The following is a 17,638-nucleotide window of genomic DNA, read 5'->3' on the forward strand; positions in this document are numbered from 1 at the left end:
GCCCCATGAGGCCCCTCTTCTGTTTTATATGCTGCTTATGCTTTGCTTTTGGATGTTCCCAAAATCAGGATAATCCAAAAAAATATGTGCTGGATGCCAGCCAATTCTACGGTTCCATACTGCTGCACAATCCAGATATATCCCATCTGATCACCAATCATCCGGGGGGACTTATTTTGGGCGTTAGCCGTAAGACATTCGGACAGAAAGAATGGGAGTCCGATTTTGGCTATCCTGATACGGGGTACACTTTTGTGTATCAAAACACCAACAATCCTACCCTTGGAAAACACTTTGGTCTCTACGGACACTACAATTTCTATTTCCTAAAAAGAAATGTGCAATTGCGGGTGGCGCAAGGTTTGGCCTATACCACCAATCCGTATGATAAGGATGATAATTTCAGAAACAATGCCTACGGAAGCGATATTTTGAGCAGCACTGTTCTAATGTTGAACTATCATAAGGAAAATATTATAGCGGGTTTAGGATTGAATGCTGGACTTTCATTTATTCATTATTCCAATGCAAATTTTAAGGCGCCGAATACATCAACCAACACGTTTGCTGCCAATTTGGGATTGACGTATAATATTGACGCTGATACAACATCTGAATTTATAAAGCCAGAATCAAAAGAAAAAATAAAGGAGCCTGTCCGTTATAATTTGGTACTTCGGGGTGGGGCCAATGAGAGTGATGTGATTGATTTGGGTCGACATGGCTTTGTCATTGTTTCAGCTTATGCCGATAAACGCTTGGGAAAAAGAAGTGCCATTCAATTGGGAACTGATGTTTTCTTTTCCAATTTTCTGAAAGAATTGATTCGGTTTCAGTCCATCTCTTTCCCTGAAATGGACGTAGCGGAGGATACCGACTATAAAAGGGTAGGGGTATTCGTGGGGCATGAACTTTTTGTGAACAAAATGAGTGTCGTGGCACAATTGGGATATTATGTCTATTATCCTTTTGACTTTGAAGGCCGCATGTACAACAGAATTGGAATGAAACGCTATTTTGGGGATAAGGTCTTTGGAGCCATCACACTAAAATCGCATGGAGCTAAAGCGGAAGCAGTTGAATTTGGAGTCGGGATACGGTTATGAAAAGTAAAAAATGTAACATAAGAATTGTGAAGTGTCCCCTTGAGGGGACTTTAGAAGTGTTTTTGATACTTTTAGCTTTTATATTTGTTTCCTGCAATGGCGACAATGTTCCCGATTGCTTTCAAAATGCTGGAGATACGGTTAGGGAAACCGTTGCTGTTCCTGAGTTCAGTACCATTACTGTTTTTGAAAATCTCAACGTGGTATTGAAACAAGGTGAGGAGCAGCTTGTTGAAATTGAAACGGGCGAATTCCTTTTTAATGATATTTCCGTTGAAGTAGAAGGTAATCGACTCATTCTCAGAAATGAAAATAACTGCAATTATGTTCGGGAGTATGGGCTGACCACTGTGTATGTCACTTCCCCCAATATCTCAGAAATTCGGAGCAGCACCGGTTTGTTGATTTCCAGCGATGGAGTTCTCAATTATCCCAGTTTAACCTTGATTTCGGAAAGTTTTACGAATCCTGAAACCGAGACTACGGATGGTTCCTTTGATTTGGAATTGAATTCCACTACAGTAAGGATTACCGTAAATGGAATAGCTTACTTCAAGATTAAGGGAGAAACAGAAAATTTTAATGTTTTTATTGCAGCTGGTGACTCTCGAGTGGAAGCAGAAAATCTAATTTCCCAAAACGTTACCATAAACCACAGAGGGTCCAATGATGTTTTTGTCAATCCGCAACAAAGTTTAACTGGTGTAATTCGAGGTACGGGAGATGTAATCAGTGTAAATACACCACCGATGGTCGATGTTGAAGAACTTTTTAATGGTCGCTTGATTTTTCAGGAGTAATTAAATACCCAAGAAGGGTAATTAAAGAAGGTTTCCCTTTCCTCTTTTTGGATTTCTCACTATGTTCGGAAGAGTAAAACTTCAGCCTTGAGTGCATTGTTGGCCCATATCAAACATTTATTTTCAGGAACTCCCCGTGTAAAATCGGAAGAAGGACTTACGGACACCCAAAAAGCTGATGCGATTTTTCATAACCTTGTCGCCGAAGGCCAAGTGCCCGGACTTTCAGTCACTATTTTGAAAAAAGGAGAAATCATTCTTCAAAAAGGATATGGTTATGCCGATGTGGAACAGAAGATTTTGGTGGACCCAAAGCGGACCATTTTTCGAATTGCAAGCATATCCAAATGTATCACTGGCTTGGCTTTGGGCAAAATGATGGAAGATGGAATCGTTGACGTGGATGCCTCTTTTTATCAATATGTACCCGACTATCCCAAAAAACGATATGATTTTACGCTTCGTCAACTGGCCAGTCACACCGCAGGGATTCGGGGCTATCGTGGAAAGGAATATGCCCTGAACCAGAATTTCTCCATTAAGGATAGCACTGCGATTTTCAAAAATGACCCACTCCTTTTTCAGCCTGGAGAAGGATATTTCTATAATAGTTTTGATTTTGTGCTGCTTTCCTTGGCCATGCAAGAGGCCAGTGGAATGCCTTTTGAAGATTATGTGGCAGCAAACGTGTTTGATGCTTTGGAAATGAACCGTACAACTTCCCCTTCGGTCAGTTCGACTACGGTCGAGAACAGCGCACAGTTCTACACCAAACGTAGTATGTGCTTTAAAAAGGCACTCCCGGTGAACAATTTTTATAAAATAGCGGGCGGAGGGTTTTTATCAACCAGTGATGATGTTGCTCGGCTAGGGCAAGCCATATTGGAACAAAAACTGCTTAAAAAGGAGACCTATGACCAACTATTATCCTCCCAGACCGTTGCCGGAAGCACAACTTTTTATGGATTGGGTTTTCAGGTGAGTCAGGATGCAAAAGGAAGGTCTTTTGTGGGACATGTGGGCAGCAGTGTGGGTGCGTACACCAATTTTTTTGTGTATCCCGAAGCGAAAGTGATGGTATCGATTTTGATCAATTGTACCGATCCAAAAGTGCAGCAGCGATTGGATGAGGCAATTGATGCAGTATTGCACTTGTGAACCTCATGATTTTTATGGAAATTTAGTCAAAATGAGTTTCTTGAAGCCACTTGCCCTATTTTGTGCACTATTTTCAATTTTCTTGACAAGCCATGTCCATGCTGGCGGTAAGATTTTCTCTTTGGATGATTTGACCTCGGAACAAGACAGCATTCATGCCGAGTTGAGTTCCAAAGAGTGGAAGAAGTTCAAATATTTTGAGGAACAATTACAGTCATCAGCCTTGTCCCAAAAAGAGAAAGAATTCCAATTGACTGGATATGCCCGGGACTCCCTTCAAATTTTACAAGTAAAGTTGGTGGCCATCAAAGTTTTGGATGAAAAAAACTTGTTGAATCGGGATATTTCTGAAAACCCATCTTATTATGTGACCTTACTGGAAAAATTCAGGGAAAGTGACATTCCTTCTGCGGAATATCTTTTTTTGGAAGAAAAGATGGCCTATTTGAACCAAGGAACCCTTAATCAACAACTACAACAAAGCACATGGTTGAATTACGGACTCATTGCTCTCGTCTTGATGTTGGTAGTTCTAATGGCCTATCAAGTTCGAAAACATCGAAAACCCATTCTTCCGGCATTGAGCAAGCAAGAAACTTTGGTGCGAAACCTTATTTTGGAGGGCAAGAGCAACAAGGAAATTGCCAATGAACTTTACATAAGTTTGAGCACGGTAAAGAGTCACATCACCAATATTTATGGAAAGCTAAATGTAGGGAATCGGCAAGAGCTTTTTGAAATCAGCACAGGTACTAGTACCTAATTCAGACCCTTTACGCTTTCTTACAACGCTGTCTGGAATTTACTTTGTTTCAAAATCGAATCACTTTGAAACACGTATTCTGGATTTTCTTCACTTTTGGTGTTCTATGGAATGCCCAAGCCCAGTTCTCGATTAAAGGGAACGTATTTGATGTCAACAACCAGCAAATTTCCATTGGAGATGTAGTGCTCTACACTTCCAATAAGGAACGTTTGGTCATGTACACCACTTTGGTGGATGGCAATTTTGCGTTTAAAGAAGTTCCCCAGTCATCTTATTGGTTGGAAGTTTCAGCTCTCGGCTATGAAACGTATTCCCAAGAAATCACCGTTACGGAAAATCTGGAATTGACCCTGCAAATTAAGGAACAGGTCACACAATTGGAAAGTGTTGAGGTAGTGGCCTTAAAAAATCCCATAACTTCCAAGAATGGCAATTTTAAAATTGATGTTCAAAATCCAGTATTTTCTTCCCTTGTCGATCCTTTGGAGGTGCTGTCAAAACTTCCCAATGTGCAGATATCCCCGGAGCGTGAATCCATTTCGGTTATAGCCAAAGGGAGTCCGCTCATTTATTTGGGGAATCAGCGTATCAGTCTGGATGAGTTCACCACACTTTCTGTCGATACCATTGAAAGCATAGAACTCATCAACAATCCTTCAGCAAAATATGAAGCCGAAGGAAGAGTGGTGATTTTAATTCAGTTGAAGAAAAACACGGATAAAGGCACGGCGGTAACCATAGGTGAAACACTGTCTTTTAGACAAAACACCAATAATTATATTAGCAGCAACGGGAATCACTCCAACGGAAAATGGAACCTTCGTGCCAATTTAAATTACAACACCATTGGGCAATGGGAGAGCAACACCTTTGCGTTTGCCATTCCTGAACAGAATATTTATTCCGATTATTTGGTGCTAATTCCGGACAATAAGCGGATGCAAATGAATAGCGGTTTGGGGTTCTACTATCCTATAAATGACAATGACTACCTTTCCTTCAACACCATTTTTCGCCGCCAAACGGATGATGCTGGTTTTGAAACTGAAACTTTTCTGCAAAATGGAAGTGAGGTAAATGAAATCATATCTGAAACGGAGAACGACAACCGGAGAGATTATTTCAGTGCCAATTTCAACTTCAATAAAAAGCTCAATAACAACTTGAATCTTTTTACGGGAATCCAATATTCTTCCTTTGATCAGAATTTGCACACAGATATTTCAAACAATTACAATGGCGAAGGACTTGAACTTGACCAAACCAGAGATCAAGATTATAAAATTGAATCCCTTGCGGCCCGTGTGGATTTTGAACAGTCCCTTTCCGAAAATTCCCGATTGGATTTTGGAGCAAGTTGGAACGAAGCTCGAGCAGATGCCTTTAGTGAGGTCATTCAACCTGAAACGCTGAACGATGAAATCACCAGCTACGATTATGAAGAAAGTTTGTATGCCATCTACGCAAATACTGAGTTGAGGGTTGGAAAGAAATTCAACTTCAACCTGGGTGCTAGAGTGGAATACAATCAGGTTGAAGGCCGACTAAAAAATGAACCGCAACCTTTGGTCGAGCGAGAGAACACTAGAATATTTCCCAAGGTTGGCGTTAATTTTACCATTAACAGTACCAAAACCCTTTCGCTGAACTACGCCCGAAACATCAATCGGCCCAATTTCTCGCGAACGAGTTCAGTGAGGGTGTTCATCAACCCGTTTTTGGAGGCCGGGAACAACGTGAATTTGGTTCCGACGGTCACCAATGAGGTTACCACGAATCTTCAGATGGGGAATACATCCATTTTTGGAGGGGTCCACATCAACCAAAACCCTAGATATTTTATGATAGGGTATACCGAAAATGATACCGTCGCCCTTTTGGCGGAAAACAATCTGGACAAGGAAACTGGTTATTATGCCGGATTGACAGTGCCTTTTTCCCATAAAATTTGGTCGTCCACCAATTCGGTCAGCGTCAATTATAACAAAATAAGGGATTCTTCCGCGGCGTTCACCAAGGCCAAACCGTATCTGTATATCTATACCAATCAGCAGTTGAAAGTGGCCAAGGATACCATTGTCTCGTTTGGTGGATATGCACTTACCCAACGAAAAGAGGGCATTATTGAAAGAAATGAAATGATTGTATTGAACGCTTCGGTCACAACTACGTTTTTCAAAAAACTGCAATGTGCATTGCGTTTCAATGATATTTCCAAAGCGATGAATTATGATGAAAGTTATTCCATCAATGGGGTGATGGCCAATGGTACTTACTATGCTGATGGACGGGAAATGGCCCTATCGGTAAAATATAGTTTTGGAGGAAATTCGGCGAACAAGTTCAAGAATAAGGACGTGGATGAGAATTTAAACCGTATCAATCCCTAATGGGTCAATTCTGAAAACAAACTCTCCAAGTTTTTGCTCTTTCGGCTCAGTTGAAGGGTTTTCAGTTGGTTGTCATGCGCAAAGTCGAACACAGCTGGGCGCATATCCTTGGAGGTGGCAAAGGTGATTTCGTACACAAAGCCTCCTGTATTTTTTACGCTGGAAACATTAGGTAGTTGGTTGAGCAGTTGTTCTTCCACCCGATAATCAAACTCCACCTCAATGATTTGCTCTTCCGACTCCCGTAGCTCTTCCAATTTTTTATCCGCCACCAATTTTCCTTTGTTGATGATGATAACCCGATCACAAACGGCTTCCACTTCCTTCATAATGTGGGTAGAAAGCAATATGGTTTTCTCTTTCCCAATTTCACGGATAAGTTTACGGATTTCAACCAGCTGATTGGGGTCCAAACCCGTGGTGGGTTCGTCTAAAATCAACACTTCTGGGTCGTGCAACAATGCGGCGGCCAACCCCACACGTTGGCGATATCCTTTGGATAACTGTCCAATTTTTTTGTGCGCTTCTGGAGTAAGTCCCGTTTGCTCGATCACCGAATCAATTTTGGATTTGGGCACTTGGTACACATCGACATTGAAAGCCAAATATTCCTTTACATACATTTCCAGATATAACGGATTGTGTTCTGGAAGGTACCCAATGCTTTTCTGGACGTTGGTTTCAGCAGTCAATACATCAAACCCATTCACTTCGGCATCACCGTCATCTGCTTTGTAATAGGTGGTCAAAATCCGCATCATGGTGGACTTTCCTGCACCATTGGGGCCTAAAAAGCCAACAATTTCTCCCTTATTGATGGAAAAAGAGACATTGTCCAGTGCTTTTTGCTGGCCAAAGGTTTTAGTGATGTTGCTTACGGTGATGGACATTCGGTTTAATTTGAAACCAAAAATACGGTTTTAGAAGTTTTGATTCACATTGAAGAATTGAATTGTGAAATGAATGGAATTCTTAAAAAAAGGATGGTTCATCAAAATTATATGCAGTGAACTTCCATTTTTCAAAAAAAATCAAAAAAAAATTAGCAACCGCTGTTTGTTATGGATTGAATAGCTATCTTAGCCGCATATTAGTGTACAAATGACAAGAACGTATTTCTGGAACGGTTTTTACTTTTACTTCTTTTTTAAGAGAGGTACGGGACTGTTTTGAATGCGATTAAAGTATATAAACATGTAAAGTCCCGGTAAAAATCGGGGCTTTTTTTTTGTTATGGGTTTAAAAATAGCCATTCAGGGAATTAAAGGATCCAACCACCATCAAGTGGCCAGTGATTTTTTTGGAGAAGACATTGAACTGCTCGAATGTCTTTCGTTTGATGCCATAATCGACCACTTGCTCACGGGTACCGCGGACAAGGGGATCATGGCCATTGAAAACTCCATTGCAGGCTCCATAATTCCTAATTATAACCTGGTGTATCATAATAAGATACATATCATTGGGGAGCATTATTTGAGTATTCATCATAACCTTATGGCGTTACCGGGAACCACCTTGGAGGACATCAAAGAAGTACATTCGCATCCCATGGCCTTGTTGCAGTGTAAGGAGTTTTTTAAGGGATATCCAGACATCAAATTGGTGGAAAGTATGGATACCGCTGAAACTGCCAAACGCATCAAAGAAGGTAAGTTGGCTAATATTGGTGCAATTGCTCCAAAAATGGCTGCAGATCTCTATGATTTGAATATCATTGCCCCTGAAATACAGACGATAAAGAACAACGCCACCCGTTTTATCATCTTAAAAAAACAGAACAAGGTTTTACCGAAAGAGGAAATCAATAAAGCTTCACTTCGGTTTATCACAGATCATAAAAGGGGGAGCTTGGCAACAGTATTGAACGTGATGAGCGATTGCAACCTTAACCTAACCAAGATTCAATCACTTCCAGTTATCGAGACACCATGGAAATATGCCTTTTTTGTGGATGTAACTTTTGATGATTACGAACATTTTTCAAAGGCAAAGGCATTGTTGGAAATCATGTCAGAAGATTTTACCGTTCTTGGCGAATATAAAAATGCATTGTTGTTATGATCACAGCCGATAGGTTACATAGCGTACAGGAATACTACTTCTCCAAAAAGTTGCGGGAAGTTAGGGAATTGATGAACCAAGGGAAGCCCATCATCAATATGGGTATTGGGAGTCCCGATTTGGCACCATCACCCGAAGTGTTGGAAACGTTGCGGGATTCCATTTTGGATGCCGGAGCCCATCAGTACCAAAGCTATCAAGGCCTGCCACAATTAAGGGAGGCTATCGCTGAGTTCTATCTTCAAAAATTCGGGGTGTCGGTCAATCCCAATAACGAGATTTTACCTTTAATGGGATCCAAAGAGGGCATCATGCACATCAGTATGGCTTTTTTGAATCCAGGGGATCAAGTATTGTTGCCAAATCCGGGGTATCCAACCTATGCTTCTGTCACCAATTTGGTCGGAGCTGAGCCGGTTACGTATGATTTGACATTGGAAAATGGCTGGTTTCCCGATTTAGAGCAGCTATCCAAAAAAGATTTGTCCAAGGTAAAACTGATGTGGGTGAGTTATCCCCACATGCCCACCGGAGCTACGGCAACAGTGGAGCAGTTAAAAACTTTGATTGATTTTGCCCTTAAGCATCAGATTTTATTGGTTAATGACAATCCGTATAGTTTTGTCCTGTCCAACAACCCCACCAGTATTTTGTCCATTGAAGGAGCCAAGGATTGCACCTTGGAGTTGAATAGTTTGAGCAAGACCTTCAACATGGCCGGATGGCGTGTTGGAATGGTTTTGGGAAATGCGGAACACATCAATGCAGTACTTAAGGTGAAGAGCAACATGGACTCCGGAATGTTCTATGGAATTCAAAAAGGAGCCGTAGCGGCTTTGCAGAGCGGCCCAGAGTGGTTTGAAGAACTGGATAAGGTCTACACCAAAAGAAGGGAGCTGATGTTTCAACTGGTAGATAAATTGGGATGTACGTATGATAAAAATGCCGTTGGTATGTTCGTTTGGTGCAAACTTCCCGAAGGTGCCGCACCTTCAGAGGAGTTCATTGACCAAATTTTGTACGATAAAGATATTTTCATTGCCCCAGGAACCATTTTTGGGAGCAACGGTGAAGGCTATATTCGCTTTTCACTCTGTGTGAAGGAAGAAAAAATAAAAGAGGCCATAGAAAGATTTAATTAAAAATGTCCCCTTGTGAGGGGACCTGAGGGGTGTTATGAACATTGTTGTTATAGGTATTGGATTGATTGGAGGTTCTTTTGCCAAAGACGTTAAAAGACTGAACCCAGACGCTCAGATTGTGGGTGTGGATAAGAATGAATCGCACCTTGATGAAGCCATGGAACTGGGTATCATCGATTCCAAAGGGGATTATGGTTCTTTGGCTTCGGCCGATTTAGTTTTTGTGAGCATTCCAGTGAATGCCTTGGTACAGGAGCTTCCCAAGATTTTGGATGCCGCCGGTGATGAAACCGTGGTGGTGGATGCAGGATCTACCAAAAGCTTGATCTGTCAATCTGTGGAAGATCACCCAAAGCGGAGAAATTACATGGCATGCCACCCTATTGCGGGTACGGAGTTTTCAGGTCCTTCCGCAGCTATTGAGGGTTTGTATGATGGCAAGACCAATATTATCTGCGAAGTAGAAAAAACAGCATTTAAGCTTCAGGAAAGGGCGTTGGCCATTTTTCAGGATATGAAAATGCGAATTCGATATATGAATCCAGAAGCGCATGACAAACACATCGCCTATGTCTCCCATTTATCACACATCAGCTCATTTATGTTGGGAAAAACGGTTATTGAAAAAGAAAAAAATGAGCGTGATATTTTTGACATGGCGGGGAGTGGTTTTGAAAGCACCGTGCGTTTGGCAAAGAGTTCACCCGACATGTGGGCACCCATATTTGAACAGAACAAGGACAATGTGGTGGAGACGCTGGACGAATACATCCAAAACCTAATTACGTTCAAAAAGCTGATAGAGGAAAATGATTTTGAGAGCGTACACCAAGAAATGAGCAATACCAATAAAATAAAACAAATATTAAAAGGAATACCACTTACAAAAAAATAGAATGTATTATGGAAAACAGTAAGGAAATGAGAAAATGGCTGGATGACATGAAGCTTGATCATCCATTGGTTATAGCAGGGCCTTGCAGTGCTGAAACTGAAGAGCAGGTACTGAAAGTAGCCCACGAACTAAAGGATACCGATGTGAGCTACTACCGCGCAGGAATCTGGAAACCCAGAACCCGCCCAGGTAATTTTGAGGGGGTTGGAGCCATTGGTTTAAAGTGGTTGCAAAAAGTAAAGGAAGAAACCGGGCTTAAAACAGCTACGGAGGTTGCCAACAGAGCCCATGTAGATTTAGCGCTGGAATACGATGTGGATCTATTGTGGATTGGTGCCCGTTCTACGGTGAGCCCATTCATCGTGCAAGAAATTGCCGATGCTTTGGAAGGAACAGATAAGATTATCTTGGTGAAAAACCCAGTAAACCCAGATTTGTCCTTGTGGCTTGGAGCTGTGGAACGACTGTCTTCCGCAAACATCGAAAAGTTGGGGGTTATCCACAGAGGATTTTCAACTTATGAAAAAACCAAATACCGAAACATTCCAGAATGGCAATTGGCCATTGAGTTGCAGACCAAATTTCCTGATCTGCCCATCATTAATGACCCAAGCCACATTTCCGGAAGACGCGATTTGATTTTTGATGTATCCCAAACCGCTTTGGATTTGAATTTTGATGGTTTGATGATCGAAACCCACTGCGATCCAGATAACGCATGGAGTGATGCTTCCCAGCAAGTAACCCCAGAAAGATTGGTGCAGATCATGAAAGACCTTCAGATTAGAAAAGAAACAAACGAAGAAGCTGAATACAACAACAAGTTGACCAACTTAAGGACCCAGATTGATGTGTTGGACAATCAATTGATCGACCTTTTGGGAAAACGTATGAAAGTTTCTGATGGCATCGGTGAGTTGAAAAAACAAAAAAACGTGGCCGTGCTTCAAAGCAATCGTTGGAACGCCATTTTGGGCAATATGATCTTGGAAGGTGAGCAGCGAGGATTGAGCGAGGAATTTGTGTTGAAAATGTTCAAGGCAATCCACCAAGAATCCATCAACCACCAAGAAAAAATCATCAACGCTTAGTAAAATTCTAAGCAAAAAATAAAGCTGTTTGGAAGCGGGAACAATGGATCTCGGCATTCCAAACAGTTTTTTTTGTGTCCAAACTGTAACAAAGGAATACGAATGTGCTCTTTATAGGCGTAAATAACACTATTATGAGAAAAATATATACCCTTTGTTTGTTGTTGATGCCCATGGTTTTTTTCGCCCAGCGAATGATTGATACCGAAGTGGGCCATTTTGATAAGATCAAGGTTTTTGATTTGATTGAGGTAAATCTTATCCAATCCGATGAGAACCGAATCACCATTAAAGGTTGGAATGTGGATGACATTATTTGGACCAATAAAAATGGGGTTTTGAAACTTCGTATGCAGTTGGACAAAAAGTTTCAAGGTGAGGATACCTTTATAGAAGTATACTACACTGATTTGGACGTCATTGATGGCAACGAAGGAGCCAAGATTACCTGCAATGAGTTGGTCAAAAAAAGCAAGATTGAACTAAAAGCGCAAGAAGGAGCCCGTATCCGGATTGGAATGGATGTTGCCCATGCCGACATAAGAGCGGTGACCGGAGGCATTGTGGAAGCATCAGGGTTGGCTGAAAATCAATCAATTGTCATCAATACCGGTGGTGTTTTTGATGGTAGGGATTTGCGAACCTCCAATACCGATGTGAAAATATCCGCGGGAGGTGAGGCCGATGTTTTTGCATCAGAGTTGGTGGATATCAATCTAAGAGCAGGAGGAGATGTTACCGTCTACGGAAATCCAAAAAGTGTACACAAAAAGACGTTTGCCGGAGGCCGAGTATATATGAAGAACTAATTATTGAAAAACAAAAAAGACTGTCTTAACGTCTGAAGTTACGTCATTCTGAATTTATTTCAGAATCTCATTATATTGATACACAACATACTATGAGAACCTGAATCAAGTTCAGGTTGACGAAAAACTACATTTAAGACAGCCTTTTTTATCTAAAGTTGCGACTCAGTATTTACTTCTTGAAAATGTATCGGGTAATAAAAATACCTTGTCCATCACCTTTACCACCTTCACTTTCCACACCACTTACCACAAAGGCCAATTCCCATCCATTGGAAATCATGTCATTGATCATGGAAGTGATCACAGCATCGTTGGCCGCAATGTTTTGGAAACGAATACCACCTAGGTTGTAAAAGTTCAACAATTTGGTTTCTTCAAAATTCTTCACACGAATTTCGCTTCGGTCAGATTTGTTTCGAGTGTTGTCATCTTCGGTCTGTACGCTCGTAAATTCCTTGTAATCCTTTTCCTCAAGGGCGTTAATGATCCTAGATCTACCAAGTCCGTTGGGAACAATGGATTCCACACTGGTAATGACCTTGTATTCCTGTGCATTCATGCTTATGCCCATTACTAGCATAAGACCCAGTGATAATAATGTTTTTCTCATGATTTTTTTGTGATTTATGTTGGAAAGACAAGAGGACATTTAAAAGGGTTGCATGCAGGACAAAAAAAAGTCCTTTGAAATTTCAAAGGACTTCATAAATGAATATTGTATTCTTATTTCTTGAAAATGTAACGGGTAATAAAAATACCTTGTCCATCACCTTTACCACCTTCACTTTCCACACCACTTACCACAAAGGCCAATTCCCATCCATTGGAAATCATGTCATTGATCATGGAAGTGATCACAGCATCGTTGGCCGCAATGTTTTGGAAGCGGATACCCCCTAGGTTGTAAAAGTTCAACAATTTGGTTTCTTCAAAATTCTTTACACGAATCTCGCTTCGGTCAGATTTGTTTCGAGTGTTGTCATCTTCAGTCTGTACGCTCGTAAATTCCTTGTAATCCTTTTCCTCAAGGGCGTTAATGATCCTAGATCTACCAAGTCCGTTGGGAACAATGGATTCCACACTGGTAATGACCTTAAACTGTTGGGCATTCATACTGAATGCAGCAGCTAGGGTTATCACTGCAGTAAAAAAGATTTTTTTCATAATAAATAAGTTGTTGATTGTTAAAACTGTAGACAAAGATATACGCACAAAAAGCAGGATTATTGTTTCTTTGCATTGAAAATATTAACAAATAGTGAACGGAACTGTTTACAAATCCACGGGAAGCTGGTACACCGTTAAGACGGAAGAGGGTACTTTTCACGAATGCCGAATCAAAGGAAAGTTTCGCACGCAGGGGATTAAGAGCACCAATCCCATTGCTGTGGGGGACCATGTGGTTTTTGAATTGGAAACTATTGGTGATGAGTCTGTTGGGGTAATTTCTGAAATTAAGGAACGAAAAAACTATATCATTCGGAAGTCGGTAAAGTTGTCCAAACAGACCCACATTATCGCGGCCAATTTGGATCAGGTATTCTTGCTGATTACCTTGAACAATCCAACCACCTTTACCAGCTTTATTGACCGATTTTTGGTTACAGCGGAAGCCTATGATATTCCAGTGGTACTCCTGTTCAATAAGATGGATGTATACGATGAGGATGAAATGGCAGAAGTAAACTATTTGGTCCAATTATATAAGGAGATTGGATACCATTGCATTGAAATTGCAGCCAAGGAAGGAAAGAACGTAGATAAAGTAAAAGAGTTGATGGTGGACAGAACCAGTATGTTCGCAGGACACTCGGGAGTGGGAAAATCCACTTTGGTCAATGCCTTGGAACCCGGACTTCGGTTAAAAACGGCTGAAATTTCGGAGCAACATTTACAAGGACAGCATACCACCACCTTCGCGGAGATGTATGACCTTTCCTTTGGAGCTCGAATTATAGATACCCCCGGGATAAAGGGGTTTGGCATTGTAGATATGGACGGGGATGAGATTGGGGATTATTTTCCTGAATTTTTCAAGTTGAAATCAGAATGTAAGTTCAATAATTGCCTGCATTTAGATGAACCCAAATGCGCGGTAAAGGAGGCTTTGGAGAAGGATGAAATCGCTTGGAGCAGATACCGAAGTTACGTTCAAATGGTAACCGGGGAAGAAGATAATCCATATCGTGAACGATCATGAGGGCAGTTATACAACGAGTTTCAAGGGCAAGTGTCATGGTGGATAGGCAGGTGATTTCTTCCATTCAAACAGGATTGTTGGTATTGTTGGGCATTGAAGATGCGGATGGAAATGAAGACATGGAATGGCTTTCCAAAAAAGTGGTCAATCTGCGTATTTTCAATGATGAAGAAGGGGTAATGAACCGTTCCGTGCTGGATGTTGAAGGGGATATTATTGTGGTAAGTCAGTTTACCTTGCATGCCCAGACCAAAAAGGGCAATCGCCCTTCCTATATCAAAGCCTCAAAACCCGAAATAGCTGTTCCTATTTACGAAGCGTTCGTGCAACAGTTACAGAATGATTTGGGAAAAAAAGTGGGGACAGGAATTTTTGGAGCTGACATGAAAGTGGATTTGTTGAATGATGGTCCGGTGACCATAATAATCGATACAAAAAACCGAGAATAATGAATATTGAAAACGCCCAAAAAGCCGTCGATGAATGGATCAAAAACCATGGAGTACGTTATTTCAATGAATTGACCAACATGGCCCAGCTCACAGAAGAGGTTGGGGAAGTGGCCCGAATCATTGCCCGGCGCTATGGCGAGCAAAGCGAAAAGGAATCTGATAAAGCCAAGGATTTGGGAGAGGAACTTGCCGATGTTGTCTTTGTGGTACTTTGTTTGGCCAACCAAACAGGGATTGATTTACAGGAGGCCTTTGACAAAAAACTCGACTTGAAGACCAAACGGGACCACGACCGTCATCAAAATAACAAAAAGCTCAAATAAAGTTGGCCGTCTAAGGGGAGATTAGGCGTGTTTTTTCTAGTTTTGAGCCTTTATTCCAAACTAAGAGAGCATTGAGACTTCAGCTTACCATACCTCACGATAAAACCATAAAAAAAAGCATTCAAATAACGGGCTCCAAAAGTGAGACCAACCGTTCTTTATTGCTTCAGGCCCTTTTTCCAAACCTGAAAATTGAAAACCTTTCCAATTCTGATGACGGTGAGGTAATGCAGCAAGGGCTCAAAAAAACTTCGGGTGAGGTAGATATTCACCATGCGGGCACTGCCATGCGATTTTTAACCGGCTATTTTGCTTCGCAGGAAGGAAAAGAGGTCATCTTGACCGGCTCCCAACGTATGCAGGAACGACCCATCAAAATTTTGGTGGAAGCGCTTCGGGAACTAGGCGCCGATATCGAATATGTGGCGAATGAAGGGTATCCGCCCATCAAAATAAAGGGAAAAAAATTGACCAAAAGTAAGGTGTCGCTTCCAGCGAATATCAGCAGTCAATATATTTCATCCTTGTTGTTGATTGCTCCTAGTCTGGAAAATGGGTTGGAATTGGAATTGGTGGGGAAAATCACTTCGGTACCTTACATTAAAATGACCTTGGCGCTCTTGGAACAAATTGGGGTAGGCACTTCTTTTGAAGGCAATCATATAAAAGTCAACCCGAAAGAATCCGTGGATGATACCACTTTGGTGGTGGAGTCGGATTGGAGTTCGGCGAGCTATTTCTATAGTATTGCGGCCTTAAGTAATGTGGGTGCGGAGATTCAATTGTCTTCCTACAAAAGCAATTCGCTTCAAGGCGATAGTGTTATGGCCAAAATTTATGAGGATTTTGGTGTGACAACTTCTTTTTCGGATAACACCATCACCTTGACCAAGGTTTCAGACGATATCGCTTCGCATGTGGAGTATGACCTTTCCAACGCACCGGATACGGCCCAAACCATAGCGGTTACTTGCTTGGGATTGGGTATTGGCGGTCATCTTACAGGGCTGCACACGCTTCCTATAAAAGAGACCGATCGTTTGGCGGCCTTAAAAACGGAGCTCACCAAGTTGGGAGCCCAAGTGGAAATTGATGCTGAAAGCTTAACACTTCAACCCACCACAGATATCAAACCAAACATTGCTATAGATACCTACAACGATCATCGCATGGCCATGGCCTTTGCACCCTTGGCACTGTGCACTACTATTTTAGTCAACGATGCTGGTGTGGTATCCAAATCCTATCCAGATTTTTGGGAAGACCTCACCGCACTGGGGATAGGTGTTCAGGAGGTGTAATTGACATTTAATCACCAAATTACTTGACATCCCCTATGACGAGGTTGTATATTTGCCATCTTTTAAAAAAATCAAAATAAGTCTACATGAAATTATCAAACTTCAACTTTGAGCTACCCAAGGAATTATTGGCCGAATATCCCGCAGAGAACCGGGACGAGTCAAAATTGATGGTAGTTCATCGGGATTCTGGAAAAATTGAGCACAAAATGTTCAAAGACCTAATTGATTATTTTGATGAGGGAGACGTTATGGTGTTGAACAATACCAAGGTATTTCCTGCACGACTTTATGGAAACAAAGAAAAGACCGGTGCCCGTATTGAGGTTTTCTTATTGCGCGAGCTGAATCAGGAGCAACGTCTTTGGGATGTATTGGTAGACCCAGCCCGAAAAATCAGAATAGGGAACAAGCTCTATTTTGGGGATGATGAAAGTTTGGTGGCTGAGGTAATTGATAACACTACATCTCGCGGTAGAACCTTGCGTTTTCTTTACGATGGTTCCTATACCGATTTTAGAAGAAAATTGCGTGAATTGGGCCAGACCCCATTGCCAAAATACATTAAGCGTGATGTTGAGCCTGAGGATGAGGACCGATACCAAACCATTTACGCGAAATACGAAGGTGCTGTTGCAGCGCCTACCGCCGGATTACATTTCTCCAAGCATTTGTTGAAGCGATTGGAAATAAAAGGAATCGACTTTGCTGAGGTTACGTTGCACGTTGGTTTGGGGACCTTCAACCCTGTTGAGGTGGAGGATCTTTCCAAGCACAAGATGGACAGCGAGGAGTTGGTTATTGATGAAAAAGCCACTGAGGTGGTGAACAAAGCCAAGGATAAAAAGAGAAAGGTCTGTGCTGTAGGAACCACCGTTATGCGGGGTCTGGAAAGTGCTGTGTCTTCGGAACACACCTTGAACACTTTTGAAGGATGGACCAACAAGTTTATTTTTCCTCCTTACGATTTCAGCATAGCCAATTGCATGATCACCAACTTCCACTTGCCAAAATCTACCCTATTGATGATGGTTTCGGCATTTGCAGGTCATGATTTGATTAAAAAAGCATACAAGCAGGCAATTTTGGAAGGGTACCGTTTCTACTCCTACGGAGATGCCATGTTGATTCTGTAAAC

The 17,638-nt window shown here is 41.6% G+C and carries 18 protein-coding genes; 15 read left to right on the top strand and 3 right to left on the bottom strand.

Annotation, left to right across the window (positions count from 1 at the left end):
• Window positions 1-5 precede the first annotated feature (5 nt).
• The 5 genes from ACFSJE_RS06295 to ACFSJE_RS06315 all read left to right on the top strand — a co-directional run bounded on the left by ACFSJE_RS06295 (window position 6) and on the right by ACFSJE_RS06315 (window position 6,220).
• Window positions 6-1,106: an acyloxyacyl hydrolase gene (locus tag ACFSJE_RS06295; RefSeq protein WP_379830139.1), complete on the top strand. Its 1,101-nt coding sequence runs from the start codon at window positions 6-8 to the stop codon at window positions 1,104-1,106.
• Window positions 1,107-1,132: 26 nt separating this feature from the next.
• Complete coding sequence (locus ACFSJE_RS06300) at window positions 1,133-1,906, top strand: head GIN domain-containing protein (protein ID WP_379830140.1); 774 nt, start codon at window positions 1,133-1,135, stop codon at window positions 1,904-1,906.
• Between the two features lie 87 nt (window positions 1,907-1,993).
• The gene (locus ACFSJE_RS06305; protein ID WP_379830141.1) at window positions 1,994-3,064 is read left to right on the top strand and encodes a serine hydrolase domain-containing protein; all 1,071 of its coding nucleotides are present in this window, start codon (window positions 1,994-1,996) and stop codon (window positions 3,062-3,064) included.
• A gap of 31 nt (window positions 3,065-3,095) precedes the next feature.
• Window positions 3,096-3,827: a helix-turn-helix domain-containing protein gene (locus ACFSJE_RS06310; RefSeq protein ID WP_379830142.1), complete on the top strand. Its 732-nt coding sequence runs from the start codon at window positions 3,096-3,098 to the stop codon at window positions 3,825-3,827.
• A gap of 65 nt (window positions 3,828-3,892) precedes the next feature.
• Window positions 3,893-6,220, top strand: coding sequence for a TonB-dependent receptor domain-containing protein (locus ACFSJE_RS06315; protein WP_379830143.1), 2,328 nt, complete (start codon window positions 3,893-3,895; stop codon window positions 6,218-6,220).
• Here the strand turns inward: ACFSJE_RS06315 and gldA are convergent.
• Window positions 6,217-7,110 carry a gliding motility-associated ABC transporter ATP-binding subunit GldA gene (gene gldA, locus ACFSJE_RS06320; RefSeq protein ID WP_379830144.1) on the bottom strand — a complete coding sequence of 298 codons (894 nt, stop codon included), beginning with the start codon at window positions 7,108-7,110 and terminating at the stop codon, window positions 6,217-6,219. The two genes, ACFSJE_RS06315 and gldA, sit on opposite strands and share 4 nt — an antisense overlap.
• Window positions 7,111-7,453: 343 nt before the next feature.
• Between gldA and ACFSJE_RS06325 the strand changes: the two genes are divergently transcribed.
• From ACFSJE_RS06325 to ACFSJE_RS06345, 5 genes are all read left to right on the top strand, one after another.
• Window positions 7,454-8,284 (top strand): prephenate dehydratase, encoded by an 831-nt coding sequence (locus ACFSJE_RS06325; protein WP_379830145.1) that lies wholly within the window; start codon window positions 7,454-7,456, stop codon window positions 8,282-8,284.
• On the top strand, window positions 8,281-9,426 hold the full coding sequence (locus tag ACFSJE_RS06330) for a pyridoxal phosphate-dependent aminotransferase (protein WP_379830146.1): 1,146 nt from the start codon (window positions 8,281-8,283) through the stop codon (window positions 9,424-9,426). The genes ACFSJE_RS06325 and ACFSJE_RS06330 overlap by 4 nt, the downstream gene beginning before the upstream one ends.
• Before the next feature lie 34 nt (window positions 9,427-9,460).
• Window positions 9,461-10,321, top strand: coding sequence for a prephenate dehydrogenase (locus tag ACFSJE_RS06335; protein ID WP_379830147.1), 861 nt, complete (start codon window positions 9,461-9,463; stop codon window positions 10,319-10,321).
• 8 nt (window positions 10,322-10,329) lie between these two features.
• Window positions 10,330-11,412, top strand: coding sequence for a chorismate mutase (locus ACFSJE_RS06340; protein ID WP_379830148.1), 1,083 nt, complete (start codon window positions 10,330-10,332; stop codon window positions 11,410-11,412).
• 134 nt (window positions 11,413-11,546) lie between these two features.
• A complete protein-coding gene (locus ACFSJE_RS06345; RefSeq protein WP_379830149.1) occupies window positions 11,547-12,221 on the top strand; it encodes a head GIN domain-containing protein in 675 nt (224 codons plus the stop codon).
• Window positions 12,222-12,393: 172 nt separating this feature from the next.
• On the opposite strand, the gene ACFSJE_RS06350 is transcribed toward ACFSJE_RS06345, so the two are convergent.
• On the bottom strand, window positions 12,394-12,834 hold the full coding sequence (locus ACFSJE_RS06350; protein ID WP_379830150.1) for a hypothetical protein: 441 nt from the start codon (window positions 12,832-12,834) through the stop codon (window positions 12,394-12,396).
• Window positions 12,835-12,947: 113 nt separating this feature from the next.
• Entirely contained in the window at window positions 12,948-13,388 is a 441-nt protein-coding gene (locus ACFSJE_RS06355) for a hypothetical protein (RefSeq protein ID WP_379830151.1), read from the bottom strand.
• Window positions 13,389-13,482: 94 nt separating this feature from the next.
• Here ACFSJE_RS06355 and rsgA point away from each other — a divergent pair, with 94 nt between their 5' ends.
• From rsgA to queA, 5 genes are all read left to right on the top strand, one after another.
• Window positions 13,483-14,424, top strand: a complete 942-nt coding sequence (rsgA, locus tag ACFSJE_RS06360) for a ribosome small subunit-dependent GTPase A (protein WP_379830152.1) — start codon at window positions 13,483-13,485, stop codon at window positions 14,422-14,424.
• Window positions 14,421-14,873 carry a D-aminoacyl-tRNA deacylase gene (dtd, locus tag ACFSJE_RS06365; RefSeq protein WP_379830153.1) on the top strand — a complete coding sequence of 151 codons (453 nt, stop codon included), beginning with the start codon at window positions 14,421-14,423 and terminating at the stop codon, window positions 14,871-14,873. Before rsgA ends, dtd begins: the two co-directional genes overlap by 4 nt.
• Window positions 14,873-15,199, top strand: a complete 327-nt coding sequence (locus ACFSJE_RS06370) for a nucleotide pyrophosphohydrolase (protein ID WP_090293531.1) — start codon at window positions 14,873-14,875, stop codon at window positions 15,197-15,199. Before dtd ends, ACFSJE_RS06370 begins: the two co-directional genes overlap by 1 nt.
• 71 nt (window positions 15,200-15,270) lie before the next feature.
• A complete protein-coding gene (locus tag ACFSJE_RS06375; protein WP_379830154.1) occupies window positions 15,271-16,500 on the top strand; it encodes a 3-phosphoshikimate 1-carboxyvinyltransferase in 1,230 nt (409 codons plus the stop codon).
• 86 nt (window positions 16,501-16,586) lie between these two features.
• Window positions 16,587-17,636: a tRNA preQ1(34) S-adenosylmethionine ribosyltransferase-isomerase QueA gene (gene queA / locus ACFSJE_RS06380; protein WP_379830155.1), complete on the top strand. Its 1,050-nt coding sequence runs from the start codon at window positions 16,587-16,589 to the stop codon at window positions 17,634-17,636.
• The last annotated feature ends 2 nt before the right edge of the window (window positions 17,637-17,638 follow it).

Origin of the sequence: Flagellimonas iocasae, assembly GCF_042682725.1 — a bacterium.
GTDB classification, from domain to species: Bacteria; Bacteroidota; Bacteroidia; order Flavobacteriales; family Flavobacteriaceae; genus Flagellimonas; species Flagellimonas iocasae.